This window comes from Kitasatospora sp. NBC_01560, from assembly GCF_045208415.1.
GTDB lineage: Bacteria > Actinomycetota > Actinomycetes > Streptomycetales > Streptomycetaceae > Kitasatospora.
Map to the genome: position 1 here is coordinate 1,115,570 of NZ_CP109364.1, position 25,411 is coordinate 1,140,980.

The 25,411-nt window shown below is 75.5% G+C and carries 28 protein-coding genes and 1 pseudogene; 13 read left to right on the forward strand and 16 right to left on the reverse strand.

What is annotated here, in order from left to right; all coding sequences use genetic code 11:
* Positions 1 to 21: 21 nt before the first annotated feature.
* The 7 genes from OH807_RS04820 to OH807_RS04850 all read right to left on the reverse strand — a co-directional run bounded on the left by OH807_RS04820 (position 22) and on the right by OH807_RS04850 (position 8,220).
* A complete protein-coding gene (locus OH807_RS04820; RefSeq protein ID WP_406194273.1) occupies positions 22 to 906 on the reverse strand; it encodes a hypothetical protein in 885 nt (294 codons plus the stop codon).
* Positions 907 to 1,172: 266 nt separating this feature from the next.
* The gene (locus OH807_RS04825) at positions 1,173 to 2,582 is read right to left on the reverse strand and encodes a family 2B encapsulin nanocompartment shell protein (RefSeq protein ID WP_406194275.1); all 1,410 of its coding nucleotides are present in this window, start codon (positions 2,580 to 2,582) and stop codon (positions 1,173 to 1,175) included.
* Positions 2,583 to 3,344: 762 nt separating this feature from the next.
* Positions 3,345 to 4,382: a hypothetical protein gene (locus OH807_RS04830; RefSeq protein ID WP_406194277.1), complete on the reverse strand. Its 1,038-nt coding sequence runs from the start codon at positions 4,380 to 4,382 to the stop codon at positions 3,345 to 3,347.
* A gap of 132 nt (positions 4,383 to 4,514) precedes the next feature.
* Positions 4,515 to 5,435, reverse strand: a complete 921-nt coding sequence (locus tag OH807_RS04835) for a DUF1963 domain-containing protein (protein ID WP_406194280.1) — start codon at positions 5,433 to 5,435, stop codon at positions 4,515 to 4,517.
* Between the two features lie 205 nt (positions 5,436 to 5,640).
* A complete protein-coding gene (locus OH807_RS04840) occupies positions 5,641 to 6,150 on the reverse strand; it encodes a hypothetical protein (RefSeq protein WP_406194283.1) in 510 nt (169 codons plus the stop codon).
* A 212-nt stretch (positions 6,151 to 6,362) separates the two neighbouring features.
* Positions 6,363 to 7,808: a PLP-dependent aminotransferase family protein gene (locus tag OH807_RS04845; protein ID WP_406194286.1), complete on the reverse strand. Its 1,446-nt coding sequence runs from the start codon at positions 7,806 to 7,808 to the stop codon at positions 6,363 to 6,365.
* Between the two features lie 124 nt (positions 7,809 to 7,932).
* Positions 7,933 to 8,220 carry a hypothetical protein gene (locus OH807_RS04850; RefSeq protein WP_406194288.1) on the reverse strand — a complete coding sequence of 96 codons (288 nt, stop codon included), beginning with the start codon at positions 8,218 to 8,220 and terminating at the stop codon, positions 7,933 to 7,935.
* Positions 8,221 to 8,641: 421 nt separating this feature from the next.
* Here OH807_RS04850 and OH807_RS04855 point away from each other — a divergent pair, with 421 nt between their 5' ends.
* Entirely contained in the window at positions 8,642 to 8,938 is a 297-nt protein-coding gene (locus tag OH807_RS04855) for a chaplin family protein (RefSeq protein ID WP_406194290.1), read from the forward strand.
* A gap of 138 nt (positions 8,939 to 9,076) precedes the next feature.
* Here OH807_RS04855 and OH807_RS04860 read toward each other — a convergent pair whose 3' ends face one another.
* Positions 9,077 to 9,490, reverse strand: coding sequence for a universal stress protein (locus OH807_RS04860; RefSeq protein WP_406210710.1), 414 nt, complete (start codon positions 9,488 to 9,490; stop codon positions 9,077 to 9,079).
* 573 nt (positions 9,491 to 10,063) lie between these two features.
* On the opposite strand from OH807_RS04860, the gene OH807_RS04865 reads away from it, so the two are divergent.
* The 3 genes from OH807_RS04865 to OH807_RS04875 all read left to right on the forward strand — a co-directional run bounded on the left by OH807_RS04865 (position 10,064) and on the right by OH807_RS04875 (position 12,108).
* Entirely contained in the window at positions 10,064 to 10,453 is a 390-nt protein-coding gene (locus OH807_RS04865) for a transglycosylase family protein (RefSeq protein WP_406194293.1), read from the forward strand.
* 275 nt (positions 10,454 to 10,728) lie between these two features.
* Positions 10,729 to 11,292, forward strand: a complete 564-nt coding sequence (locus OH807_RS04870) for a hypothetical protein (RefSeq protein WP_406194295.1) — start codon at positions 10,729 to 10,731, stop codon at positions 11,290 to 11,292.
* A 180-nt stretch (positions 11,293 to 11,472) separates the two neighbouring features.
* A complete protein-coding gene (locus tag OH807_RS04875; protein WP_406194298.1) occupies positions 11,473 to 12,108 on the forward strand; it encodes a DinB family protein in 636 nt (211 codons plus the stop codon).
* A gap of 24 nt (positions 12,109 to 12,132) precedes the next feature.
* Here the strand turns inward: OH807_RS04875 and OH807_RS04880 are convergent, their stop codons facing one another.
* Positions 12,133 to 12,714, reverse strand: a complete 582-nt coding sequence (locus OH807_RS04880) for a pyridoxamine 5'-phosphate oxidase family protein (protein ID WP_406194300.1) — start codon at positions 12,712 to 12,714, stop codon at positions 12,133 to 12,135.
* A 358-nt stretch (positions 12,715 to 13,072) separates the two neighbouring features.
* Between OH807_RS04880 and OH807_RS04885 the strand changes: the two genes are divergently transcribed.
* Positions 13,073 to 13,576, forward strand: a complete 504-nt coding sequence (locus OH807_RS04885; protein WP_406194303.1) for an N-acetyltransferase — start codon at positions 13,073 to 13,075, stop codon at positions 13,574 to 13,576.
* Between the two features lie 189 nt (positions 13,577 to 13,765).
* Here the strand turns inward: OH807_RS04885 and OH807_RS04890 are convergent, their stop codons facing one another.
* The gene (locus OH807_RS04890) at positions 13,766 to 14,200 is read right to left on the reverse strand and encodes a CBS domain-containing protein (RefSeq protein ID WP_406194305.1); all 435 of its coding nucleotides are present in this window, start codon (positions 14,198 to 14,200) and stop codon (positions 13,766 to 13,768) included.
* Between the two features lie 230 nt (positions 14,201 to 14,430).
* Between OH807_RS04890 and OH807_RS04895 the strand changes: the two genes are divergently transcribed.
* The 7 genes and pseudogenes from OH807_RS04895 to OH807_RS04925 all read left to right on the forward strand — a co-directional run bounded on the left by OH807_RS04895 (position 14,431) and on the right by OH807_RS04925 (position 20,233).
* Entirely contained in the window at positions 14,431 to 15,315 is an 885-nt protein-coding gene (locus OH807_RS04895) for a helix-turn-helix domain-containing protein (RefSeq protein WP_406194308.1), read from the forward strand.
* Between the two features lie 43 nt (positions 15,316 to 15,358).
* Positions 15,359 to 15,781 carry a VOC family protein gene (locus OH807_RS04900; RefSeq protein ID WP_406194310.1) on the forward strand — a complete coding sequence of 141 codons (423 nt, stop codon included), beginning with the start codon at positions 15,359 to 15,361 and terminating at the stop codon, positions 15,779 to 15,781.
* A 109-nt stretch (positions 15,782 to 15,890) separates the two neighbouring features.
* The gene (locus OH807_RS04905) at positions 15,891 to 16,265 is read left to right on the forward strand and encodes an MmcQ/YjbR family DNA-binding protein (RefSeq protein WP_406194312.1); all 375 of its coding nucleotides are present in this window, start codon (positions 15,891 to 15,893) and stop codon (positions 16,263 to 16,265) included.
* A gap of 36 nt (positions 16,266 to 16,301) precedes the next feature.
* The gene (locus tag OH807_RS04910) at positions 16,302 to 17,450 is read left to right on the forward strand and encodes a saccharopine dehydrogenase (RefSeq protein ID WP_406194314.1); all 1,149 of its coding nucleotides are present in this window, start codon (positions 16,302 to 16,304) and stop codon (positions 17,448 to 17,450) included.
* Positions 17,447 to 18,169, forward strand: coding sequence for a TetR/AcrR family transcriptional regulator (locus OH807_RS04915; protein ID WP_406194317.1), 723 nt, complete (start codon positions 17,447 to 17,449; stop codon positions 18,167 to 18,169). The genes OH807_RS04910 and OH807_RS04915 overlap by 4 nt, the downstream gene beginning before the upstream one ends.
* 189 nt (positions 18,170 to 18,358) lie before the next feature.
* Positions 18,359 to 19,237: pseudogene (gene ligD / locus OH807_RS04920) on the forward strand (non-homologous end-joining DNA ligase); the annotation flags it as partial.
* Positions 19,238 to 19,381: 144 nt separating this feature from the next.
* Positions 19,382 to 20,233: a DNA ligase gene (locus OH807_RS04925; protein WP_406210713.1), complete on the forward strand. Its 852-nt coding sequence runs from the start codon at positions 19,382 to 19,384 to the stop codon at positions 20,231 to 20,233.
* A 122-nt stretch (positions 20,234 to 20,355) separates the two neighbouring features.
* Here the strand turns inward: OH807_RS04925 and OH807_RS04930 are convergent, their stop codons facing one another.
* The 5 genes from OH807_RS04930 to OH807_RS04950 form a co-directional block, all read right to left on the reverse strand.
* Entirely contained in the window at positions 20,356 to 20,679 is a 324-nt protein-coding gene (locus OH807_RS04930; RefSeq protein WP_406194320.1) for a PRC-barrel domain containing protein, read from the reverse strand.
* 5 nt (positions 20,680 to 20,684) lie between these two features.
* Positions 20,685 to 21,131 carry a hypothetical protein gene (locus OH807_RS04935; RefSeq protein ID WP_406194323.1) on the reverse strand — a complete coding sequence of 149 codons (447 nt, stop codon included), beginning with the start codon at positions 21,129 to 21,131 and terminating at the stop codon, positions 20,685 to 20,687.
* A gap of 67 nt (positions 21,132 to 21,198) precedes the next feature.
* Positions 21,199 to 21,720, reverse strand: a complete 522-nt coding sequence (locus tag OH807_RS04940; RefSeq protein ID WP_406194325.1) for an HAD family hydrolase — start codon at positions 21,718 to 21,720, stop codon at positions 21,199 to 21,201.
* A gap of 231 nt (positions 21,721 to 21,951) precedes the next feature.
* Positions 21,952 to 22,557: a GNAT family N-acetyltransferase gene (locus OH807_RS04945; protein ID WP_406194328.1), complete on the reverse strand. Its 606-nt coding sequence runs from the start codon at positions 22,555 to 22,557 to the stop codon at positions 21,952 to 21,954.
* A gap of 79 nt (positions 22,558 to 22,636) precedes the next feature.
* A complete protein-coding gene (locus OH807_RS04950) occupies positions 22,637 to 23,311 on the reverse strand; it encodes a TNT domain-containing protein (RefSeq protein ID WP_406194330.1) in 675 nt (224 codons plus the stop codon).
* A 306-nt stretch (positions 23,312 to 23,617) separates the two neighbouring features.
* Here OH807_RS04950 and OH807_RS04955 point away from each other — a divergent pair, with 306 nt between their 5' ends.
* Positions 23,618 to 24,007: a hypothetical protein gene (locus tag OH807_RS04955; RefSeq protein WP_406194332.1), complete on the forward strand. Its 390-nt coding sequence runs from the start codon at positions 23,618 to 23,620 to the stop codon at positions 24,005 to 24,007.
* A 75-nt stretch (positions 24,008 to 24,082) separates the two neighbouring features.
* On the opposite strand, the gene OH807_RS04960 is transcribed toward OH807_RS04955, so the two are convergent.
* Positions 24,083 to 25,405 (reverse strand): geranylgeranyl reductase family protein, encoded by a 1,323-nt coding sequence (locus OH807_RS04960; RefSeq protein ID WP_406194335.1) that lies wholly within the window; start codon positions 25,403 to 25,405, stop codon positions 24,083 to 24,085.
* Positions 25,406 to 25,411 lie beyond the last annotated feature (6 nt).

Sequence of the window (25,411 nt, forward strand, 5' to 3'; positions counted from 1 at the left end):
CACCGACCGCGGCCGGCAAGGTCAGGAGCGGCCGCCGCCGCCTCGCCCGCCACGGCCGCCACCGCGTGGCCGCAGGGCCGCCGCCGCCAGCACGGCGGGCACGGTGACCAGCAGCATCGTCCTGGTCGGCGAGGCGCCGTGGTGGCGCGCCGGCTCGGGCGCGGGCAATGCCTGTGGCAGCCGGACGGGCTTGGCCACCGGCCTCGGCAGCACCGGCGCGGGAGCCGGCGGGCTGGGCGTGACCGACGGCTCGGGGGCCGGCGCCGGTGGTGGCGGCGGGACGACGGGCTGCACGGTCGGCTTCGGCGTGGGTTTCGGCGTCGGCCGGGAGGACGCGGGCGGCGGGGTGGGGCGCGGCGTCGGGGCGGGCACGACCGGCGGTACCGGCGCGGGGGCCGGTGGCGGGGTGAGTACCGGAGTGGGTGTTGGGGTCGGAGTGGGCTTCGGGGTCGGGGTCGGCGTCGGCGTGGGTGTGGGTGTCGGCGTGGGGGTCGGCGTGGGGGTCGGCTTCGGGGTCGGCGTCGGCTTCGGGCACGGGTGGTGGTGCTCGTGCGAGTGGCTGGGCCTGGGGTGCGGCTCGGGCCACGGCTTTCCGCCCGGCCCGGGGTGGTGGAGCACCCCGGAGAGGTCGACCGTCACGCCGACCTCCACGTCGACGTCGACCTCGACGTCCACTCCCCCCTTGCCGACCGACACCGAGACGTCCGTCCCGGTGTCCACGCAGGTCTCGACCACCGGGCCGTGCGGCTTGCCACCGCCCTGGCGTTCCGGGGCCCGGGCGCCGGCCGCGCCGCTGAGCAGCGCGCAGAGCGCGGCCACCCCGGCCGCCGCACCGGCCAGCCGGGCCCGGCGGCCGAGCACCGGGCCTCCCGCACCGTCGGTCACCATGATCAGGTCCGCGGTCACGGCTGCCCGTCCACCGGTATCCGTCGCGGCTGCCGGGGCCGCTGTCGCTGCAGCATGGGCTCCATGCACCTCTCGTGTCGTCGGGAGCGTCGTCGGGGATCGGTCGGCGCACGGTGGGCCGACACCGGACGGCCCGCCTCGAAGGGCGGGCCGTCCGTCATCAGGTGAAACGATCTTGCGCCGGCCGGGTTACGGCCCGGCCGCGGGTTGTCCGGCCGTCGGCGCCGACAGCCGGGTGCGCCCCGGTGGCGGCGGTGCGCGACCGCTCAGTGGCGCTGGTGCGCGATCTCGACGTTCTCCAGGACGCCGACCGCGTCCGGCACCAGGATCGCGGCCGAGTAGTAGGCGCTCACCAGGTAGGAGATGATCGCCTTCTCGCTGATCCCCATGAAGCGGACCGACAGGCTGGGCTGGTACTCGTCCGGGATGCCGGTCTGGTGCAGGCCGATGACGCCCTGGTTGTCCTCACCGGTCCGGATCACCAGGATCGAGCTGGTGTTCTCCTTGGTGATCGGGATCTTGCTGCACGGCAGGATCGGGACCCCGCGCCATGCCGGCACCTGCTGCCCGCCGAGGTCGACGTGGTGCGGGTAGAGCCCGCGCGCGTTCAGCTCGCGGCCGATCGCGGCGATGGTCCGCGGGTGGGCGAGCAGGTAGTCCGGGTCGCGGCGGCGGCTGAGCAGCTCGTCCAGGTCGTCCGGGGTGGGCGGGCCGGAGTGGGTCTGGATCCGCTGGTCGAAGTCGGCGTTGTTGAGCAGGCCGAACTCCGGGTTGTTGATGAGCTCGTACTCCTGGCGCTCGCGCAGCGCCTCGATGGTCAGCCGGAGCTGGTGCTCGGTCTGGTTCATCGGCTGGTTGTAGAGGTCGGCGACCCGGGTGTGCACCTTGAGCACCGTCTGCGCGACGCTCAGCTCGTACTCGCGCGGCTTCAACTCGTAGTCCACGAAGGCGCCGGGGAGCTCGTGCTCGCCCCGGTGGCCCGCCGACATCGCGATCTCGGCCTCGCCGCGCTCGTTCTGGCGCTGGAGCGGCAGCGCGAGGAAGTCGCGGAGGTGGTCCTGGAGCGCGGTCGAGCCGTCCCGGATCGCCTGGAACTCCCGCCGCGGCAGCGAGAGGACGGTACCGGCGGTGGCGGTCTTGGCAGTGAACTCCCAGACGGCGTCGGCGTCCAGGACGGACTGCTCGCCGAAGCGGTCGCCGTCGCCGAGCACGGCGACCACCGTCTCGTCCCCGTACTTGCCGGTGCCGATCTGGTTGATCTTGCCGTGGGCGATCAGGTAGATGCGGTCGGCGGCGGCACCGCGCTCGACCAGCACCTCCCCCGGGCCGAAGTCCTGCTGCTGGCAGCGGTCGGCCAGGGCCGCCAGCACGTCGTCGTCCTCGAAACCGCGCAGCAGGGCGAGTTCACCCAGTTCGCGCGGGATCACCCGGACCTGCGACCCGGTCTTGATGAACTCGATCCGGCCGTCGCCCACGGTGTAGGTGAGGCGGCGGTTCACCCGGTAGGCGCCACCGGCGGCCTGCACCCAGGGGAGCACCTTGAGCAGCCAGCGGGAGGTGATCTCCTGCATCTGCGGCGCGGACTTGGTGGTGGTGGCGAGATTGCGGGCAGCGGCCGTCGTGAGGCTCGACTGCTGCGGAACCTGCTGTGTCTCCGGGTTCGTGTCCACCGGCATCGGCAGGGTTCTCCTTCTCATCTGGTCAGGTCACGCCGATCCGCCCGGCACAGGCGGTGTCGGATCGTCAGATAGGCGTCATGGTGGGGGTGTTGGCGAATCAAGCGCACTGTTCTCCGCCCTTTCGAGCGGCCCACCGGGAACCCTAGATCACCGGCACCGGAGCAACCCCGTACGAACGGTGAGTGCCCCCCGATAGGGTGAATCTCTCCCATGCGGTGGTTGGAATCCGTGCACAGTCCCTAGACGGAGCTTCGAATTCCTGTGCATGCGAATCGCCCGGCCCTCGGAACGATCCCCTCCACCCGAACGGAGCAGCGCGAAGGCCTGCGGACCAGTGGCCGGACCACGGGTCTTCCGGACTTCAGTTCGACCTTCGAACGCACGACCGTTCGGAGCTCGCCGAGCCGGCTCGGGCCCCGTGAAAGGCCCGCCGCCGGGCCCGGGCCGAGGCGGCCGGGGGCACCCGGCGGGCCGGCCGGCGCCCGGCCTCGGACCAGCACCGGCTCCGCCGCGAACCACGGCCGCCGCCCGAACGAGGCCGGCCGCAACCGGTCGTACCAGGTCGCGTGTTCGTCGTGGCGGGCGAAGAACGGCACGCCCACCCGGTCGCGCTCGCGGGCCTGCAGGAACCGGCAGACGAACACCCGCTCCCCAGCGCCTTCGGCCACCCCGTCCACGCACACCTTGCCGGACCCGGCCGACATCACCGGCCCGCGCGCCGTCCGCTCCGGCTTCGAACAGGCCGGTCGGCCGACCTGCTCAGCGGTTCCGCCAGGTGCGGTGGCCCCGGTACCAGAGCACGCCGACCAGGCAGGAGAGGGAGATCACCACGCCCGCGAGCACCGGCCAGTGGCTCCCGGCCACCCTAAGGTCCGCCCCCACCACCACGATCACGCCCACCAGCGGCAGGAGCAGCGAGAGCCCTGCGCGCAGGGCCGCCGCGATGGCACCGGGATCCGCCCGGCGGTGACGCACGCCGAGCCACTCGGCGGGGTCACCGCCGAAGTAGTAGGCGGCGGCCCGGGCCGCGAGCCGGTCGGTGGCCCAGTGATAGGAGAGCGCCATGTAGGGCAGCCAGACCAGCGGCGCGACCAGCCCCACGAGGAGGACCACCAGCACGAGCACCCACTCGCCGACCGTCCGCCGGCGGGACGGCGGTGGATCCTCGTCCACCGTGGTCAGGCCGAGCAGCCGGGCCATCCGCCAGACCAGCGCCAGGAAGCCCCGCAGCCGGCCGCCGCCCTTCGGGGCGGGAGGCCCTGCCGCGAGGGCGCGCTCGGCGGAGGACCGGTCGGGGTGGGCGCCCTGGATCACCAGCAGCTCGGCGACCCGCTCCCGGGCCGCCGGGTCCTTCCCGGACACGGCGGCGAGTTCGAGCATCAGCTGCCCCTGGGCGAGCAGGGCGATGCAGAACGCGAACGGCGCCATCCAGAGGAACGGCCCGCCGACGAAGGCGCCCTCGCTCTGGCTCACCCGGCGCGCGTGGTCGACGATCCGCCGGACCAGCTCGGCCTGCGGCGCGTCCGGGTGTGCCTCCCGCAGTCCGGCGACCCGACGGGCGGCGCGCGGGCCGCGGTGGCGGACGGCGAACTGGGCGAGCAGCTCCGGCAGCCAGGAGGGGTGGGCCCGGGCCGAGTGCACCAGCTCCCTCACCGGGGGCTCAGGAGGGTCGGGGGTGGCCGGGTCGGGGGTGGTCAGGTCGCGGCCGGGCACGTCCGAGGGGTCGGGCAGGTCGGGCCCGACGGACGGGCCCGACGGGTCCGGCGGGTCCGTTGCGTCCGGTTCCTCTGGTGCCACGTCTGCCTCACTGGTCCGGGCTCCTTCCAGCAGCCTAGGACGAGGCCGGCACTTCCCGCCTGGCGTCGGCTGCCGTCGGGCACCCGGCGGCCGGAGACGGACGGCGGGCGGCACGATGGACGGCGGGCACCGTCAGGCCACCTCGAAGCCCTGCCGGACACGGTCGAAGCGGCCCGCCGCCAGATCCTCGTCGGTGATCCAGAACGAGACGTTGACGCACTCTCCCCAGTCCGCGTCCAGGGCGCGGCTCTCGATCTGGAGCAGCGGCCGGTGGCCGGCGGGGCGCCCGGAGTCGGTGTCGCACCAGCCGAGCACCCGCACGTCCGGAGCGGGCAGGAGCTCGCGGAAGTCGGAGGCCAGATCGAGCGCGATCATGAAATCCTCGGGGAAGACGTCCTCCAGCTCCTGGTCCTGGTAGGAGGGGGCGGAGAGCCGCCAGTGCGCCCCGACCGGGACGGCCGGCACCACGGGGGTGCTCAGCTCGCTCTCCGGGGCCGGCCCGGCCGGCGATCCGGCGGGGACGTGCAGGACGCGGCAGCCGCGGCCGGTGAAGTCGGAGATCCACTCGTCGTGGAAGAAGAGCAGCAGGCCCTCGCCGGGCAGCGACCGGTCGTCGCCGTCGCCGGTGGTGGCGCCGCCGGTGCGGAAGGCCGCCGCCAGGGCTGCGCAGTCCAGCTGGGCGAGGAACTGCATCGGCCGGCCGCCGAACTCCGGCCACCCGGTGCCGCGGGGCAGTGCGGGCAGGCCTCCCAGCCGGCCGACGGCCGGGCCCGCGGCCTGCGCCCCGCGGGCTTCCGGGGCCGGGCCGCCCGGGGCCGGAACCTCCGGGGCCGGAGCTTCGTCCGCGAGGGGTTCGAGGGCGAGCGAGGGCCGGAGCAGCGCATCCACCAGGGGCGCCGTCCGTGCGTCCGCCCGCGCGCGGATCGCGGCGTACACGGCGTGGGGCAGCGGGAGCCCGGCCGGGACCGCCGTCCGGTCGGGGGCTGCGGGTACGCCGTCGGGCCCGCCCGTACGAGCGGTCCCGGGGGTGTCGGTGGTCAGCGGTTCGGCCATGGGCCCAAGCCTGCCATCCCGGTCCGACATCACGGGTGGAAGGCCCGTCCGACGTCCCGCTGCGGCCGCACGGGCGGAAGGCCCGTCAGGTGCCGGTACGGGGGCGGCCGGCACCTGACGGGGGTTCGGGGAGCGGCTCAGCGGTGGCGTCCCGGTCGGGCGTCCCCGACGGTCGCCCGGTGGCGCTCCGGGGCGGCGGGACGGCTCAGGAGCAGGTGACTTCGTTGCCGGGGACGTCGAAGATGCCGGAGTCGCTGGCCGCACCGGCCTGGTACTCGTCGTAGATATAGGTGTAGAAGTCGATCCGCGCGCCGGAGCCGCAGGCCGAGTCGGCGGCGATGGCGTAGGTGAGCGTGATGGTGGTGGTGGCCCCGGCCGCGACCGGCACGGTGTGGTGCACCAGCCCGCTGGTGGCACCGGTGTCGCAGGCACTGACATTGCCGCCGCAGGCGGAGAAGGCGTACTTCAGCCCGGTGTTCTGGGTGGTGACGTAGGTCGGCTGGACGGACTGGTAGACGAACTGCACAGGGGTGTCGTGCGGGTTGGTCAGGGTCAGGGTCAGCGTGACGGAGGAGCCCGGCGTCGCCGTCGCCTTGTCGGAACTGACGGAGAGCAGCGGGGTGCCGGCCTGGGCGGGGACGGCCGAGAGGAACAGACCGAGGAGAAGGGCCAGGATCGCGGCGAGGCCGAACCGGCCAACATGTGATGTGCGCATGACGAGAAAGGCTAGGGGCCGCCGCCGCTCCGGGGGCCGCGCTCCGCCCCGGCCCGTACTGGCATATGACAGCGGGGCGGACGCGGCGGGCCATTGCCTACGCTCTGCCGCCCCGGACCGCACCGGAGCGGGCCCGTCCCCCGTACCCTCCGGCCGCCACGGCCGCTGGACGGCGCCGGTGCCGACGAGCGGCGGTCCGGGCCGGCAGCGGTTCAGACCGGCGGCGGCAGGATGTCGCAGAGGGCCGCGACCGCCGCCTGGTAGGCGTGGTCGGGCGGGGTCGCGTACCCGACCACCAGACCGCCCGCCACCGGCATCGCGGCCGGCCCGACGCCCGGGTGCCGGTAGTCCGCGAGGCCCTCCACGGCCAGCCCCCGGTACGCGGCCGCCTTGAGCACCGACCGCTCCGTCCCGGGCTCCAGCCGGAGCACCGCGTGCAGGCCGGCCGCGATGCCGGACACCTCGACGTACGGCGCCCGCTCCGCCAGGGCGGCCACCAGGTGGTCACGGCGGTCCCGGTAGCGGCGGCGCATCCGGCGGACGTGCTTGTCGTAGCCGCCCGATTCGATGAACTCGGCGAGGGTCAGCTGGTCGAGCGCGCTCGCCCACGCCTCGCGCTCGCCCTTGGCCGCCAGCACCCGGTCCACCAGGTGCTCGGGCAGCACCATCCAGCCGAGCCGCAGCGCCGGTGTGAGGCTCTTGCTGGCGGTGCCCAGGTAGATCACCCGCTCCGGGTCGAGGCCCTGCAGCGCACCGACCGGCTGCCGGTCGTAGCGGAACTCGCCGTCGTAGTCGTCCTCCAGCACGAGGCCGCCGCGCCCGCGCGCCCAGTCCACCACCGCCGCGCGGCGGGCGGCGTGCAGTGGGCCTCCGGTCGGGAACTGGTGGGCGGGGGTGAGCAGCACCGAGCGGACGTCCGGACGCCCGGCCAGCCCGTCGACCTGCGCGCCGTCGGCGTCCAGCGGCAGCGGCACGGTGGTCACCCCGGCGCGGGCCAGCAGGCCGCGGTGGAAGGCCAACCCGTACGCCTCGACCGCCAGCGAGCCGGCGGACGGCGCGGGCAGCACCGCGCCGGGGCCCTCGAACAGCAGGCGCAGCGCGTGGGCGAAGCCGGAGCAGACGACGATCCGTTCGGGGTCGGCGCGGACGCCGCGGGCGCGGGCCAGGTAGTCGGCGAGGGCGTTGCGCAGCTCGCGCCGGCCCTGCGGGTCCCCCGGTCCGAAGGCCTCGTTGGGCGCGGCGGTGAGCGCCCGGCGGCCCGCGGCGAGCCAGGCCGCGCGCGGGAACGAGGAGGCGTCCGGCTGCCCCTGCCGCAGGTCGTGCGCCGCTCTCGGCCGCGGGACCGCCCGGCGCGAGCGGGCCGGGGCGACCGGCTCGGCCCGCTCCGCGACGGTGGTGCCCGATCCCTGCCGTGCGGTGAGCCAGCCCTCGGCGACGAGTTCGGCGTACGCGTCGGCGGCGGTGTTGCGGGCGATCCCGAGGTCGGCGGCCAGCACCCGGTAGGGCGGCAACCGGGTGCCGGGGGTCAGGCGGCCGCTCCGGACCGCCTCGCGCAGGGCGGCCATCAGCGCCGCCCGACGGCCCCCGGTGGCGGGCAGTTCCAGGTGCAGGTCGCTGCCGGACGCGGTGAGGGCGCCGCCGGCCGGGGTCTCCGTCATGGTCACGAACCCTATCGCCGGGCGGGCGGCGCCCCCGGCCGCGGGCCCCGCCCGCGGCCCACCGCCCGAGCACCGGGGAGCCGGGGGATCCCGGGGAACCCGGCAAGCCCGGGACGGCCCCGGCTCAGGCCGTGCGGATCGCACCGGTCAGGTACGCGCGCACGTCGTCGCGGGTGCGCTCGGCGAGCGCCCGGTCCGGGGAGTAGGTGCTGACCGTCAGCCAGACCGCGCCGGACTGCGGGACGCAGACGATGTCGGTGATGACATCGCCGTTCCCGCCCGTCACCCGGTGGCCGCCGTCGCCGGCGAGGTCCCAGATCCGGAGGCCCTGTTGCCGCAGGGCTTCCGCGGCCAGACCGAGGCAGTCGCCCAGCGAGTCGTGCTCGGAGTAGGTGCCCCAGTGCTCGTACATGTCGGCCTGCCTCTCGCGGTTCGGTCCCGCCCCTCGCCGTTCGGTGCGCCCCTCGCGGTTCGGTGCCTCGCACCACGGGACCGGTGGCCGGCCGGGGGCGGGCCCGGGGGTGGTCCGCCGTCCGCCGCGCCCGGTCGGTACTCCGAGCATCGGCGGGTGGGCGTCCCGGTGACACGGGGCGGGCGGCCCGTTCCGGTCCCGTTCCCCGTCCCGGGACAGGGGCCTCGGGGCCCGGGAGCCGTGCGGGGGACGGGACGGGGGACGGCCGCCGGCGACGGCGCCGGGCCCGGACGCCGGGGTACGGGTCTACTCCGGTCGGGTGGCGCGACTCCTGCATCCGTGGCCGATCACTCCTGCGTTCGAGTGGTGCCAGGGGTGGATTGTGTCGTGTCCTGCGTGTCGGCTGGCTATCTCTTCCGGCATGACCAAGACCAGGAAGTACCTGCTCGCCGCCGGCTTCACCGCTGCGCTGGCCGTCATGTCCACGGGCACCGCCTTCGCCGGCGGCTGCGACTCCGGGTACAGCGCCCCCGAACCGTCCGGAGCGGCCCTCCAGGACGCGGCGTTCGGCGGCGGGACGACGTGCATCAACACCGGCGGCGCCTACGCGAGCGGCGTGGTGACCGGCTCCCCGGGCGTGCTCTCCGGCAACCAGATCCAGATCCCGATCAGCATCCCGATCAACATCTGCGGCAACGGCGCCTCCGTTCTCGGCTGACACGGACCCCGGGAGTTCTCGCTCACCGCTGTCCGCCCCTTCCGAACAGAGGGCTGCGACCCCGGCTTCCGCCCGGGATCGCAGCCCTCTTCCCTGTTCGGCCCACCGCCGTTCCTCCCCTCCCCCGGCGAGCCACGGCTACGGCACGACGGTCACCGGCCAGCGCCCCGCCTTCACCAGCCGCACCGCCACCGAGCCGATCACCCGGTGGCCGGCCCGCTCCGACGCCCCGACCACCACGGCGTCCGCCCGCAGCTCATCCGCCATCCGCGCCAGGGCGGTGTACGGGTCGCCGCGGACGGTCAGGAAACGCCAGTCCAGCTGCCAGACGTCCCGCATCCGGTGCTCGGCCTCGCGCAGGGCGGCCAGCAGCTCGTCGGCGATCTCCTGGGTGGTCTCCTCCACCGCAGCACCCGCGAGGGCGGTGGCCGCGCCGAGGACGGGCTGCACGTAGGCGACCGCGAGGGTCGCCCGCTGCCGGCGGGCGAGCCCGGCCGCGTAGGCGGTGGCCCGCCAGGAGGAGTCCGAGCCGTCCAGCCCGGCCAGGATCATCCGGGGTCCGTCGGTGCCCAGCTCGAACCCGGCCGGCGCGACCGCCGCCCCCGGCTCCTCGGCACCGCCGACGGCCTCTGCATCGCTCTCGTTGCTCATGCCCCGAGGCTATGGCGGCCACAGCGGGTGGAGGTACGGGGCACGGCGGGTGAGGGCTGTGGTGCGGGCCACCCGCACCCCCACCCCGGCACCCCACCACCGGCACCCCCCGCCGACGGCCCGTCACCCACCGTCGACGATGTGCCCGGCCTCACACCCCCAACCCTGTGGCCCGGACCACTTCCCCCACCCCAACGACCAAGAAAATGGGCGAAAAACGGGCCAAAACAACCCAAAAGCTTGATCCATACCTCAGGTAACAGCCCCCTGACATGCCCAAACCTACGAATCCTTGAAACCCCCACCCCGACCCCCGTAACTTCGAACCCGTTGCACCGAGCACACCGCACACCAGGGCCCCACCGCCCCGGACCGCGAACGGTGCCCCACCCCGCGAGCGACACCCCCGCAGAAACCGAGGCCCACCCCAGGGCCTGGTTCCGCACGCCCGCACCCCCCGCCGAAAGGACCCGCATGACCCTCCGTAACGAGACCACCGCCACCGCCACCACCGCCAAGCGCCGCAACCGCGTCCGCACCGCACTGATGGCCGGGGCGCTCGTCGCCCTCCCCGTGGCCGGACTCGTCACGGCCAACGCCGCCTCCGCAGCCCCCGCCGGCGTCTGGGACAAGGTCGCCGCCTGCGAAGCCACCGGCAACTGGGCCATCAACTCCGGCAACGGCTTCTACGGCGGCCTCCAGTTCACCTCCAGCACCTGGGCCGCCTTCGGCGGCACCGCCTACGCCCCCCAGGCCCACCAGGCCACCAAGGCCCAGCAGATCACCATCGGCGAAAAGGTCCTCGCCGCCCAGGGCCCCGGCGCCTGGCCCGTCTGCTCCGTCAAGGCCGGCCTCACCAAGTAACACCCCGAGCAACACACCGCCCCGGGCCACCAGCACCACCACACCGGCGCACCACCCCCGCGCCCGCACCACCCCGCACCACGACCACGCCGCTGCACCGCCCGGAAACCCCGGACCGGTCCAGCGGCGTCGTGGCATTCCGGGAAGCAAACGACCGACGCGCCCCGGTCCTGCCGATGCTCATCCGCGGGGACGACCCGGGACAGCTCTCCCGGGGGAGCCGGCTCCTCCGGCCGGCCGACGCCCGCCCCGCGCGGCTCCGCGACGGTGGAGCCATGCCGATCTCACCGCCTCCGTCCACCACCGAACGCCCCGTCCCGCCCTGGGCACTCCGCCTCGCCCGGGCCCTGCCGTTCGTCGTGCTGCCGCACTGCCTGTGGCGCCTGCCGTTCGCCTTCGGCTTCACGATGGGAACGGTCGACCCGGCGGCGCCGCCGATGCCCTGGTGGGGAGCGCCCTACGTGTTCGGGCTCAGCCTGCTCACCGAGGCGCTCGCCCTGCTCTGCACCGGGCTGGTCAGCGGGTGGGGCGAGGTCGTCCCGGCGTGGATCCCGCTGATCGGCGGGCAGCGGGTCGCCCCGCTCGCGGCGGTGGTCCCGGCCACCCTGGGCGGCCTGGGCCTGGTGGCGCTCTGGGACACCATGCCGCTCGCCTGGTTCGACGTCCTCGGCTTCCACGAAGTGGCGTTCGGCAACGGGTGGTGGCTGCTGCTGGCCCGCGTGTGCATCGGTCCGGTGATGCTCTGGGGCCCGATCGTGCTGGCCCTCGCCTTCGCCTACCACCGGCGGCGCAGCCCCGCCCCGTCCAGGACGGCGCTCCCGGCGGCCCGGCGCCCTTGACCGTCGGGCCACCGGCCCCGGCCCCGGACGTCGGGCGGGCGGGCCGGCGGGCCGGCGGACACCGGCGCCCGGCGAGCGGGCGGATAATCCGCCGCCCTCGGCGCCCACGTCGTGGCAGGGTGCGGACGGGTGACGGGCAGCCCCCGGCCCGGCCGATCAGGACAGACCGAGGAGTGCCCGATGACGATGCCGCCGCGCATGGTCCCGCTGCTGGAGCAGGACGACTTCGCCCACCGGCGCCTGGCCGACCGCCTGGCCGGCCCGGTGGTGGACAGCGGCAACGGCACGGACGTCGCGGTCGGCCCGCTCACGGACGACGAGTACCTCTGGGAGCCCGTCGCCGCCCGCTGGTCGGTGCGCCGTCACGCCGACGGGCCCGGGGCCCGTGCCACCCTGCTGGTCGGTAACGGCGACTGGGGGCGCGACGCCACGCCCGCCCCGCATCCGGTGCCGCCGCCGTTCACCACGCCGGCCTGGCGGCTCAGCCACCTCACCGAGCTGCTCGCCCTCCGGACCGACCACACGGACGGCACCCGCTCGCTCACCCGGGACGACCTGCCGGTGGCCGGTGACGCGGCCACCGCGATCGCGGCCTTCGCGGCGGCGGCCGACGCCTGGCGGGCGGTCCCGGCCTCCACCGACGAGGCGGCGCTCGACACCGTCGGGCACAGTGCCTACCCGTACGGCAGCGACCCGGAGGACCGGTTCGCCGAGGTCATGTGGTGGGTCAACCAGGAACTGCTCCACCACGGCGCCGAGACCGCCCTGCTGCGCGATCTCCGTCTCCACCGCGGCCCGGCGCAGCCCGCGGCCTGACGGGCCACGGCTCCGCCGCGGGCCCTACGGGCGCGGCGGGAGCGGCAGCGGGAGACCGGGCAGGCCGTCGATACTGGTGGCGACGTACTCCTTGCCCTCGCAGTACGTGCTGAACTCCTCGTCCGACTTGCGGTCGAAGAACTGCTCGTGCAGCTCCCGGTCCGAGCGGTACTCCATCAACGGAACGGCGAACCCGCACGAGTCGCTCACCCGGTCGGCGTGGACCAGGACGATCGCCCGCAGCGCCGATCCGTCCGCCGTCGGGTCGAAGTGCCGCAGCAGGCCGGCGAACCGGGCGTCGTCGCGGAACACCGCCTCGCCCTGCCCGTGCACCCGGACCACGGTCGGCGGGCCGTCGAAGGCGCACCACATCAGCGTGATCCGCCCGTTCTCCCGCAGGTGCGCGATGGTCTCCGCCGTCGACCCCCCGAAGTCCAGGTAAGCGACCGTCAGTTCGTCGATCACGGCGAGCGTGCCCGAGCGCCCCTTGGGTGAGACGTTGACATGCCCGCCGGCCTCGAGCGGCGCCGTGGCGACGAAGTAGACGGGCTGGCGCTCGATGAAGTCCCGGAGGCGGCCGTCGATCTTCTCGTAGGTCTTTCCCATGGGGCGATTCTGCCCCCATCCCAGATGCCAAGAACCTTCGGCTCACATTGCGAGACGAAATGAACGTACGTGTGGCGACCGGCTCCAAGTAAGCCCGTGGCCCTGGGGTTTGTGAGCCCGGATTTGCGGCCCTGGGGTGGATCCGCCGTACCCTCGACCCGTGATTGATCACGGCATCGCGCTGCCCTGCTACCGCCTGCTGGTGAGCAACGACCATGCCGCCCTGAGCAAGCTTCACGATGCCGCGGGAGTCTCGACCGGGTGATCGCGGGTCCTGCCCGGCACGAGAGCAGTGCCCGGCGGTATGCGGGGAAAATCCAGGGGAGCGGACGGCCGCGCACTGCTACGGTCGGGCGCCATGAGCTGGCTTCCCGATGACTTCGTCCACCCCGTCCTGGTACCGCTGCCGGGCGGTGGTCATCACCTGCGGCCGATCCGGGAGGCGGACACCCCGCTCGACTATCCCGCTGTGATGGGTTCGCGCGAGCGGCTGTGGACCATCTTCGGCCCGGCCTGGGGCTGGCCCGCGGACACCATGACCTACGAGGCCGACCAGGCCGACCTGTTGCGGCACGAGAAGGAGATCGCCGCGCACCAGTCCTTCAACTACGCACTGTTCGACGCGGCGGAGACGGTTCTGCTCGGCTGCGTCTACATCGACCCGCCGGAGAGGGCCGGCGCGGACGGCGAGATCTCCTGGTGGGTGGTGGACGAGCTGGTGGGCAGCGAGGTCGAGCAGGCCTTCGACGCGCTGGTGCCGCAGTGGATCGCCGCCGACTGGCCGTTCGAGCAGCCGCGCTTCCTCGGCCGTGAGATCTCCTGGTCGGACTGGCTCGCTCTGCCGGAGCATCCCGGCACGTAAGTGGTTGTTGCCCGTGCCGACCCCGAAGGCTGTCCCGGGCCGCCCTGCGACCAAGGGTCCGACGGGCGGCCCGGGTGCCCGGACCGCCGCGTACGACGAGTGCCCCCGGACGCTACGGCACGGGGACACTCGCGCGCCTCAACCCGCGGCGGACGGCCGGCGGCCGACCGGCGGGAAGAACCGGACCGGTCAGCGCATCATGTAGACGCTGTCCATGAATTCGATGATCTGCTGGTCCGTCAGACGCTGGCCTTCGCGGTGGCCCATGGCCAGGTCGGCCTCGCTGATCATGCCGACCAGCCGCTCCCCGTCGATGACCGGGATGCGGCGGATCTGGTGCTGCTCCATCTTCTTGAGCACCGCGTCCATGTTGTCCTCGGCGCGCACGCAGTGCAGGTGGCCGGCCATGTCCATCGCCATCATGTCGGCCGGGTCCTTGCCCTCCGCGATACATCGGACGACGATGTCGCGGTCCGTGATGATGCCCTTCAACTTCTGGTCGTCGCCACAGATCGGCAGGGCACCGACGTTCATGTCGCGCATCATCATGGCGGCTTCGGCGAGCGTCTGGTCGGCGCGGATGCACTGGGCGCCGGTGTGCATGATGTCTCGGGCAGTGGTCACTGGGATCCCTCTCAAGTCCGCCCCCGCGTACCGGTTGTTCCGGTGCGCTCACCATAAGCAACACCCCGACCGCCCGCGAGCGCACCCGGGGACGGGCGGCGCGGGCCACGGGCGGCCGCACGGCCGACCGCGTGACCGCCCCAGTGACCACCCCCGCGACCGGTCGCACGGCCGACCGCGCGACTGGCCCGCGACCGGTGCCGGGCCGCCCCGGGGCCGATACTGGGAGGGTGACGCAGGAACTCGCCGGCACCGTCGACGAAGCCGTCCGGGCCCGGCCCGCGACGGCCTTGCGGCCGTACGTGGCCTGGTACTCGGGCTACCGCCAGCGCGGCGTCGCGCCGGCCGTGCACCGCGGACTGCCCTCCCCGTACCTGACCTTCATCCTGACCCTGGACGAGCCGCTCACCATGGCCGGCCATCCGGATCCGGCGCAGGCGGGCGGCGACTACCCGACCCTGCTGGGCGGGCTGCACACCTCCCCCGCGCTGATCACCCACGACGGCCGGCAGTCGGGTGTCCAGATCGCCGTGCACCCGCTGGCGGCCCGGGCCCTGTTCGGGTTGCCCGCCGGCGAGCTGGCCGGGCTGGACGTCCCGGCCGAGGCCGTGCTCGGCCCGGCCGGGCGGCGGCTCCAGGAGGAGCTCCAGCTGGCCGCCGGCTGGCCGGAGCGGTTCGCCGCCCTGGACGCCGCGCTGCTGCGGGCCGCGCGGCCCTCCGGCCGGGTGCCGCCGGAGGTCGTCCGGGCCTGGCAGGCGCTGCGGAGCAGCGGCGGATCGGTGCCGGTCGCGGCGCTGGCCCGGGAGACCGGGTGGAGCAGCCGGCACCTCCAGGACGGGTTCCGGCGCGAGACCGGCCTCACCCCGAAGGCGGCCGCCCGGGTGATCCGCTTCGACCGGGCCCGGCGGCTGCTCGGCGCGCCCGGGCCGCTGCCGCGGCTGGCGACGCTGGCCGCGCACTGCGGCTACTTCGACCAGGCCCACCTGGCGCGGGAGTTCCGTGCGCTGGCCGGTTGCGCGCCGAGCGTGTGGCTGGCCGAGGAGGGGGCGGAGGCGGCGAAGTTCCGAAACGTCCAAGGCGGGGCGGCAGCGGCGGCACCAGAGTGGGAGTGGTGACGGCCTGCCGGGCCGCACCACCGCTCCGAGGAGGACTGCCGCGATGGACACCACCACTCCCGCCCCGCAGGTCTGGCCCAGCCTGCGCGCCCGCGACGCCCGGGCCCTGATCCGCTTCCTGACGGACGCGTTCGGCTTCCAGGAGGTCGTGGCGTACGGGGAGGGCGGGACGGTCGCGCACGCCGAGCTGGCCTGGCCGGAGGGCGGCGGCGTGATGCTCGGCTCGGACCGCCCCGACCCCGAGGGCAGCGACCCGTGGCCGGGGCGCCCCGGCGGCTTCACCGCCTACGTCGTGACCGCGGACCCGGACGCGGTGCACGCCCGCGCCGTCGCCGCCGGGGCCCGGATCACCACCGGTCTGCACGAGACCGACTACGGCTCGCGGGACTTCGCCGCCGCCGATCCGGAGGGCAACCGCTGGTACTTCGGCACCTACCGGGGCGCACCCCGCCCGGCCGCCGGGTGATCCGGCGATGCCCCGGCCGTCCGGCACCGGCGCCCGCGCAGCCGTTCCCGCCCGCGCAGCCGCTTCCGCCCGCGCAGCCGCTCCCGGCCCGGGGGTGAGCGCAGTGCCGGTGGACACCGGACCGGCGACCGGGGAGGCGACCGGGGAGGCGGCCGTCGAGCGGCTGCGGGCCGTCTCCCTGGCGCTGCCGGCCGTGGCGGAGCGGGTCAGCCACGGCGAGCCGACCTGGTTCGCGGGGGCGGGCCGGCGGGCCCGGGTGTTCGTGATGCTGGCCGACCACCATCACGACGACCGGCTGGCGTTCTGGTGTCCGGCCGCGGCCGGTGCGCAGGAGTTCCTGATCGCCGAGGATCCGGCGCGGTTCTTCCGGCCGCCGTACGTCGGCCACCGCGGCTGGGTCGGCGTCCGCCTGGACGTGGCGCCGGTCGACTGGCCCCGGATCGAGGACTTGGTGGCCGACGCGCACGCCCTGGTCGGCGGCTGACAAGATCTTTAGGTCACTCGACCTATTCTTGTTGCCATGAACCTCCCCCTGGTGTTCGACGACCGCCTCACCCACGATCCCGACGGCCCCGTCCTGCTGGTCGGCGGCTACGGCACGGTCGGCGCGGAACTCGCCCGGCTGGCGGCCCCGGGGCTGCCGCTCCTGCTGACCGGCCGGTCCGAGCAGCGCGGCGCCGCCCTGGCCCGGCAGCTCGGCACCGCCCGGGTCACCGTGCGCCGCTGGGACCTCGCCGACCCGGCGCCGTTCGCCGCCGCCGTCCGGGCCGTGGTCGGCGTGGTGAACGACCCCGACGACCGGGTGCTCCGGGCGGCGGCCCGGGCGGGCGTCCCCTTCGTGGACGTCACCCGCTGGACGGCCCGGCTCCAGCGCGCCGCCACCGTCGCCGCCCTGCTCCGGCCGGCCGCACCGGTGCTGCTCTCCTCCGCGTGGATGGGTGGGGTGACCAGCCTGGTCGCGGCCGCCCTGGCGGAGCGGCTCGGCGGGGCGGCGCACGTCGAGACCGCCGTCCGGTGGGACCTCGCCGACCGGGCGGGCGCCGACTCGGTGGAGTTCATGGACCGGCTCGGCCTGGACTACGAGGTGGTCCGGGACGGCCGCCGGCAGTCGGTGGCCCCGCTGGGCGGCGCGCGCACCGTCCGGATCGGCGGCTCCCCCACCCTCGTCGCCGGGATCGACACCCCCGAGCAGTTCACGCTGCCGCTGACCCTGGGCACCACCACGGCCACCACCCGGATCGGCTTCAGCTCGCGGGCCGGCACGACGGCGCTGCTGGCCGCCCGGCGCGCCGGGTTCTTCCGGTGGGGCCGGGGCGAGCGCTGGCAGCCGGCCCGGCGCGCACTGCTGTACTCGCCCGGCGAGGGCGGCGTCGCCCGGCTGCGGATCGACGTCGCGCACGGCGGGCGGAGCCTGAGCGCGGTGGTCGAGGACGGGGCCGGGCAGGCCCACCTGACGGCCGTCGGCGCGCTGCTGGGCCTGCGCCGGGTGCTGGGCACGGACGGTGCGGCACCACCGGTCGGGGTGGTCTTCCCCGAGCAGACGCCCCGGCCGGGCGCGGCCGTCACCGACCTGGCGGCGCTGGGTGTCACCGTCACGGTCACCGACACCGGCGCCGACACCGGCGACGGCACCGACCGGGCCGCGCAGCGGGCGGGGGCGGCGGCATGAACGGGAGCCCGAGCGACGGCACGAGCGGCGGCGGCGCGCACGGCGGCCCGGCAGGCGGCGGCGGCACCAGGCGCAGCAGCGCCAAGGGGGCGGAGCGGCGGGCGCAGCTGCTGGACGCGGCGGAGGAGGTGGTGGTGACGACGGGCGGTGCGGACCTCTCGATGCGGGCGGTAGCGGCGGCGGCGGGCGTCCGGCTGGGCCACCTCCAGTACTACTTCCCGACGCACGCCGCGCTGGTCGCGGCCGTCCTGGAGCGCGTCCTCGGCCGGTCGGCGGAGCGGCTGGCGCCCCTCCTGGCCGGCACCGGCCCGACAGGTGCCGGCTCCGGCACCACAGGCACCACAGGCACCACCAGCACCGACCCCGCCGGCACCGACGGTCCCGGCGTCGTGGCCGAGGAGCTGGTCCGGGCCCTGCTCGCCGAACAGGAGGACACCCGGCTGGTCGGGCTCTTCGCCGGGCTCTGGGCGCTCGCGGCCCGGGACGCGGAGGTCGCGGGCGCCGTCCGGGGCTTCTACACCGCGTATCGGGAGCAGGTCGCGGCGTTCGTCGCCCGGCACCGCCCGGAGCTCCCCGAGGAGGTTCTCCGGGGGCGTGCGCAGGTGTTCGTGATGCTGATCGAGGGAGCCTCGCTGTTCCGTTCGGGCATCGCGGGCGAGCGCGAACCCGCCGCCGACGAGGAGTTGGTCCGCACCGCCCGGGCCCTGCTCGCGCCGTAGCGGCGTCCGGGGCGGCCCCGGCGCCACGGCCGCCCCGGGCGGGCGCGCGGACGGCCGCCCCGGGCGGGCACCCGGACGGGCGCGCGGACGGGCCGGAGGCCGGGCAGACTGGCTGCGCGGGCCCGCGAACCGATGCGGGGGACGCGGGGACCGGCACGGCGCGAGGACCGGTACAGCACGGAGGCGGCCATGCCGCAGATGGTGGTGGACGGGCGCACGCTCGCCCTCTCGCACCTGGAGAAGGTGTACTACCCGCGGACGGGCACGCTCAAGGGCGAGGTGCTGCGCTACTACGCGGCCGTGCACACCGTGCTGCTGCCGCACCTGCGCGATCGCCCGGTCTCCTTCCTGCGCTGCCCGGACGGTGTGGAGGGCGAGGTGTTCATCGCCAAGAACCCGCCGGCCGGAACGCCGCGCTGGGTGCGCACGGTGGAGGTGCCGAGCAGCGGCGGGGACCTCCGGCAGGTGGTGCTGGACGACGGGGCGGCGCTGCTCTGGGCCGCCAACCTGGGCTGTCTGGAGCTGCACGTGCCGCAGTGGCACGCTGCCGCACCGGGGCTCGCGGACCGGCTGGTGCTGGACCTCGACCCCGGCGCGGGCGCGTCCGTGCTGACCTGCCGGGCGGTGGCCCTGCTGCTCCGCGAGCGGCTCGCGGCGGACGGGCTCGACTGCTGGGTGAAGACCTCCGGCTCCAAGGGGCTGCACCTGCTGGTGCCGCTGGAACCGACGCCCAGCGCCGCGGTGTCCGCGTACGCGAAGGCGCTCGCCGCCTCGCTGGAGACGGCCCGCCCGGACCTCGTGGTGCACACCATGGCAAAGGTGCGGCGCACCGGCCGGGTGCTGGTCGACTGGTCGCAGAACTCCGCCAGGAAGACCACCGCCGCGCCCTACACCCTGCGGGCCCGGCCACGGCCGACGGTGTCGGCGCCGCTCTCCTGGGCCGAGCTGGAGCGGGCGCGGTCCGAGGATGACTTCGTCTTCACGATCGCCGACGTCCCGGAGCGGCTCGCGGAGTCCGGCGACCTCTTCGCCCCGCTGCTGGACGCCGGCCGGGCCCGCCCCCTCCCCACCGGTCCGGCCCCGGCCCCCGGGCCCACCGGCGGCACCCGGCGCGCACCCACCCCGACTTCCACCCGCGCCCCCGCTCGCGCGCCCACCGGGACGGGCAGTGCGGGCGGCACGCCGCTGGTGCTGCACCCGCCCGTCGAGGTGATGCGCCCGGCCGCCGTCCGCGCCGTCCCGCCGGCGGACGGACTGGGCGGCGCGGGCGTGCAGTACGAACTCAAGCTGGACGGCTTCCGCTGCGTGGCCTTCGCGCGCGGGGACCGCCCGCCCTACCTCCAGTCGCGCTCCGGCCGGGACCTCTCCGGTGAGTTCCCGCCGATCGCCGCCGCCGTCGCCCGGCTGCCGGAGGGGCTGGTCCTGGACGCGGAGCTGGTCGCCTGGCGCGCAGGCCGGTTCGCCTTCGAGGAGCTGCTGCGCACCCGGCAGGCCCGCGCCGCCGACGACACCGCGCTCGGGCTGATCGCCTTCGACGTCCTGGCCCTGCCCGGGCGGGACGTCCGCCGGCTGCCGTTGGCCGACCGGCGCCGGCTGCTGCTCGCCGCCCTGGCCGACGTACCGCCGCCGGTCCAGGCGGTGCTGGCGACCACGGACCGGGCCGAGGCACTGGCCTGGACGGAGCAGCTGGCGGGCACCGGGGTGGAGGGGCTGGTCTGCAAAGCCGCCGGCTCCGCCTACCGCCCGCGCGGCGCGGGCCAGGTCTGGGTGAAGTACCGGCGCAGCGACACGGTCGACGCGACCGTCCGCGCTCTCGTGGGGGCGGCGGCGCGGCCACGGGCCCTGGTCCTGGAGCTGGACGACGGCCGGGTGCTGCTCTCCACCCCCCGGCTGACGGCGGTGCAGTCCCGGCAGCTCGCCGAGGCGGCCGGGGAGTTCCTCGGCCCGGCGGTCCGCGATCCGGAGCACGGCAGCCTGCGCCCGCTGACCGCGGTGCTCCGCGCCGAGGTGACGGTCACCGGGAGGCCGCCGGCGGCCACCTTCGTCCGCCTGCGCGGCGACTGAGCCGCACACCGGCGCCGGGCCCTCGCGCGGGCGCCTCGGCCGACGGACGCGGGCGCCTCACCCGACGGACGCGGGCGCCTCACCCGACGGACGCGGCGCTTCAGCCGACGGACGCGGGTGCTTCAGCCGATGAAGGGGCCGTCCGGTGCGGAGCGGCCGAGCGCGTTCAGCTCGACGGCGGACGGCGGCGGCGCGGAGCGGAGCCGGGCGCGCGGGCAGTCCAGGTGGACGACGAGCTCCAGGTGGTCGATCCGGGCCACCAGGCCCACCGGGACGAGCAGCCGGCTGCCGCGCACCCACGGGGCGGCGTCGACGAGGAGGCGGTCGCCGAGGTCCTGCTCCACCCGCCCGAGCGGGCCGTCGGTCGCCTCCACCTCGTAACCGGCCAGGGCCAGGTCGGTGGCGTGGTGGGAGCCCGGGCGGTACTCCCACAGGTCGGTCGTCATGGCGCTCACGCCTCCGGCCGGTCCCAGCCGCGGGGTTCGCCGTGCTCCCCGCGCGGCCCGCGTTCCCGCCCTTCGCGGGGCGGGCGGCCGGCGCCGGGGTGGTCCGGGCCGTCCCAGGCGTCCGGCCGGGCCGGGCGGCGGCGGCGCAGCAGGACGGCCACGCCGACCGAGACGGCCACGCTGAGTGCCCAGACCAGTGCGACGGTGACCAGGGCGGCGGTGGTCGGGGCGCGCACGCCGATGCTGAGGCAGATCGCCGACATCACCAGTGCGGTCATCAGTACACCCGGTGGCGTCTTCCGCGCGAGACGGCGCGGCACCTTTCGGAGCCGGCTCGGCGGCTTGGCACCCATGGTGCTCAACCGCCGGTCCAGCCGCGCGTCCTGGCGCAGCTCGGACTCGATCTCCTCCAGGAGTCGCCGTTCCCGGCCGCTCAAGGCGGGTCCGTCCATCTCGGTCACCTCCGACACGTCCGGTGACGTCGTTCTCACCCGGGCGATTGCCCGGTACGCGGGTCCGTCAACCGCTCCGGCCGGGCCCGGCCGGGCCGGTCGCGGTGGCGGGAGCCGCCGGACGACCGACGCCGAAGGCCCTGGGTCTGGCCAACAGGCTGTCGTCCAGCACATGCAGCAGTGCGACGGGATCGCGGTGCACCTCGGCGGCGCCGGCCGCCCGCAGTTCGGTACCGGTCGCGCGGCCGGTCTCCAGCGCGACGCAGGGCACCGCCGCCCGGCACGCCGCCAGCACCTCGGGCACGCTCCCGGCGACGTACACGGCGTGCGACGGGGCACCGTCCACCAGGCCGAGGGCCGTGCGCAGGGGGTCACGCCCCGGGGCGGTGACGGCGAGGGCCGGAGCACCGGCCGGGCCGGGCCCGGTCAGCACCACCGTCCAGCCGCGCGCGGCGCATTCGCGCAGCAGCTCTGCGTCACCGGGGGCGGGCGCGACGAACGGCGCGGTGGCCGGAAGCACGGCGTGGCCGGGACCGGGCAGCGCCGCCCGCCAGTCCGTTCCGAAGAGAGCCGCCGAGATGACCGTCATGGTCCACCGTTCCCGTTCCGTCGCACGCACCGGCGCGCCCTTCCAGGTTAGGCCTCCCACCCCGCGCCGCGCCCGGCCACAGCGGCCCGGTGCCGGAAGTCGGCCGGATCGGCCCCGGCGGGCGCCGGAACGGCGACACCGAGGTACCGCGCGGACACTGCGGGCGACCCAACGCCCGCTCCCCGCACGGGAGGTCGGCCCGCCCGGTGGGCCCCCGGCGCGCCCGGCGGGCTACCCGGCCGCAGGGTCGGGGTCGGTGGCGAGCCGGGCGTGCAGGTGCTCGTCGTGGTACCGGCCGTCGCCGAACCGGTACGAGGCGCGCAGGGTGCCCTCGGCGGGATAGCCGCAGCGCTCGGCGACCCGGCAGGAGGCGTGGTTGTCGACCGCGTGGGCGATCTCGATCCGGCGGGCGGCGGCCGTGTCGATGCCCCAGCGGGTGACGGACCGGACCGCACGGGTGGCGGCGCCGCGTCCGCGGGCGGCGGGGAGCAGCCAGTAGCCGATCATCGCGAGGCCGTCGGCCCGGCCGGTCCAGCGCAGCGCGACGTTGCCCAGCAGGGTCGCGTCGGCGCTGTCGAGCACCGCGAACGCGGCCACGGTGCCGTTCTCCCAGCCGGCGCCGCAGCGGTCGAGGTACGCCTCGGCCGCGGCTTCGTCGGCGGTGCGGAGCGGGTTCCAGAGCGCGATCAGCGGATCGGCCGCGGCCGCGACGAGCGCGGGCACCGCGCCGCCGCGGACCTCGGTGCCCCGCCCCCAGGGGTGCAGGGCGAGGTCACCGAGGTCGATCCCGGTGGGGGTGAAGACGCGCTGGTCGGAGGTGGTGTCGACGGTGGTCATCCGCCCTTCCTACCCCGGTCCGGGGCGATGCCGCCAGCGAATTCCCGCGCGCACCCCCGGGGCGCCGCGCGACGGTGCGTCAGATCCGTGCGAGGTAGCCGTTGTCGACCAGCCAGAGCACGTTCAGCCGGGCCGGGCCGTTCGGCACCAGGGCGGCGTCGAGCTGGTACTGCAGGCCGTAGCCGGGCTGGCCGAACCACGGCGCGATCGGGCCGGCGTGCACCTTGAACGGCTTCAGCACCTTGTAGTCGTGGTAGTTGCAGCTCGCGGCCGGCGTGCTGTCGAGGCTCTGCGGCGGGATCGAGCGGCTGGCGTAGGGAAGGCCCTCGGGCGCGAGGAAGGAGCCGTACTCACTGCCGAACCGGTCGATGTTCTGGTTCGGGTAGAGGGTGAGCTCGAACTCGACCGGGGTGCCGTCGGGGAGCGTGACGTAACCGTTGGCCGGCGGGTAGATCCAGCCCGGGGCGCCGTTGTTGGCGGTGGGGCTGTAGTAGGTGGCGAGGAACTTGTCCTCGGAGAGGCCGCCGGTGCGCCGGTAGCCGATCAGCTCGCGGCCGACCGGTCCGATGCGCGGCAGGTCGTCGGGGCCGAGCCGCGGGTCACCGTGCCGGTCGGCGGTCGAGCACTCGTCCGCCGGCGTGGCGGCGGCCGCGGCAGTGCTGGTGACGTCGGCGGCGGCGGCCGGGACGGCGGGGGCGAGCAGGGCGACGACCGCAGCGAACGGGGCTGCGATCAGGCGAAGGCGAAGGCGCACGATGGTCTCCGTCGGGTCGGCGGCAGGACGGCCGGAGGGTGATCCGTCACCCTCCGTGGCCAGGTCGCGACCCAGGCAAGCGGATCATCTGACTTCCCGTCAATAAGAAGTGCCCGAAGTGCCGCTGATCCCTGCCGTTTCGGCCAACCCGCCCACCTCCCACTCCGGGGGCGGGCAGGATGGAGGGTCACGCCCTGCCCGGCCGGTCCAGGTTCAGGTGCGGGTACGGGTACGGGTACGGGTACGGGTACGGGTACGGGTACGGGTACGGGTACGGGTACGCAACGAGCCAGGGGGTGGCGGGTGATGGCGGACTCATGGGCGCCCGAACGGATGCCGGCGGCGATCAGGTGGGCGGTCGCCGCGGTCTGGCTGCACGCCGTCCTCAACGGCGTCGCGGGGCTCCTGCTGTTCGCACTGGTCAGCGGGGACTACGGGAGCGACGCCGGGCTCGTCCGGTTCTTCGCGGTGCTGTCCCTGGCGATCGCCGTCCTGCTGGGCGGCTGCGCCGCGCTGGCCCCGCGGCGGGCCCGCTGGACCCGCACCGCCGTGCTGGCGGTCGAGTGGCTCGGGGTCGTCTCCGGCCTGATCCAGCTGTTCAGCGGCGCCTTCGTCGCGCTGGGCGGCCTGGCGGTCTCCCTCCTCGCCATCGGGGCCTTCGCCTCGCACCGGGGCCGCTGGTGGTTCAACGCGTGACGGACCGGCCGCCTCCGCAGGTGCGGCGACCGGTCCGCCCGCCGTCACGGGCCGCGCACGTGACCGCCGCGGCGGTCACGACCGGCCGCTGGGCGCCACCTTGCCGAGGACGTGCAGCAGCCGGTCCAGCGCGTCGCGGGAGTTCGGCTCGGTCAGGTTGACCATCAGCCGGAAGGCCGTCCGGAGCAGGGCGGGGTGGCCGAGGCCGAGCGCGCCGGCCGTCCCGAGCAACCGCGGGCGGGCCAGCACGTCGGCGGCCAGCCGGCCGAGCGCGAAGTAGCCGTCGTAGGCGGCGCGCAGCGCCTGCGGGTAGGCGCGCAGGGCGAGTTCACGGCCGCGGTCGGTGCGCCGGGCCATCGCCTGGACGATCGTCTCGGCGGCGTAGCGGCCGGACTCCATCGCGTAGGCGATGCCCTCGCCGGTGCCCGGGCTGACCGTGCCGCCCGCGTCGCCGACCAGCAGCAGGCCGTCCGCGTAGTGCGGCCGGCGGTTGAGGCCCATCGGGAGGGCGGAGCCGCGGACGGGCTCGGTGATGCCCTCGGGGGTGAAGCCGTACTCGGGCGGCAGGTCGGCGCACCAGCGGTGGAGCACCTCCCGCCAGTCGACCTCGTGGGCGACGGCCGCGGTGTCCAGGACGCCGAGGCCGATGTTCGCGGTGCCGTCGCCCATCCCGAACACCCAGGCGTAGCCGGGGGTCAGCCGCCGGGTCGGCTCCTTCGGGTCGCGCAGGTCGAGCCAGGCCTCCAGGTAGCGGTCGTCGTGCCGCGGGGTGGTGAAGTACGTCCGGTAGGCGACCCCCATCGCCCGGTCGGTGCGGCGGTAGCGCTTCATCGCGAGCGAGAGCCGGGTGGAGTTGCCGTCCGCGGCGACCACCAACGGCGCGCGGTAGCCGGCCGGCTGCCGGTCCTCGCCGAGCCGGGCCGTCACCCCGGTGATCCTGCCGGTCCGCTCGTCGACCAACGGGCCCGCCACGTTGGCCCGTTCGACCAGTCGGGCGCCGGCCGCGGCGGCCCGGCGGGCGAGCAGCTCGTCGAAGTCGGCCCGGCGGCGGACCAGGCCGAACGACGGGAAGGCCGAGAGCTGGGGCCAGTCCAGCTCCAGCCGGCGCTGCCCGGAGACCAGCCGCAGCCCGCGGTTGTGCAGCCAGCCGGCCTCCTCGGAGACGTCGATGCCCAGATCGATCAACTGCTTGACGGCGCGCGGCGTCAGGCCGTCGCCGCAGACCTTCTCGCGGGGGAACGAGGACTTCTCCAGCAGCAGCACGTCGAGCCCGGTCCGGGCCAGGTGGTAGGCGGCGGTGGAGCCTGCCGGGCCCGCGCCCACCACGATCACGTCGGCGCTGTCCTGCTCGCGGCCGGGGTGGTTGTCGGCGGGCAACTGCTGCTCTGGGCCGGGCATCAGGCA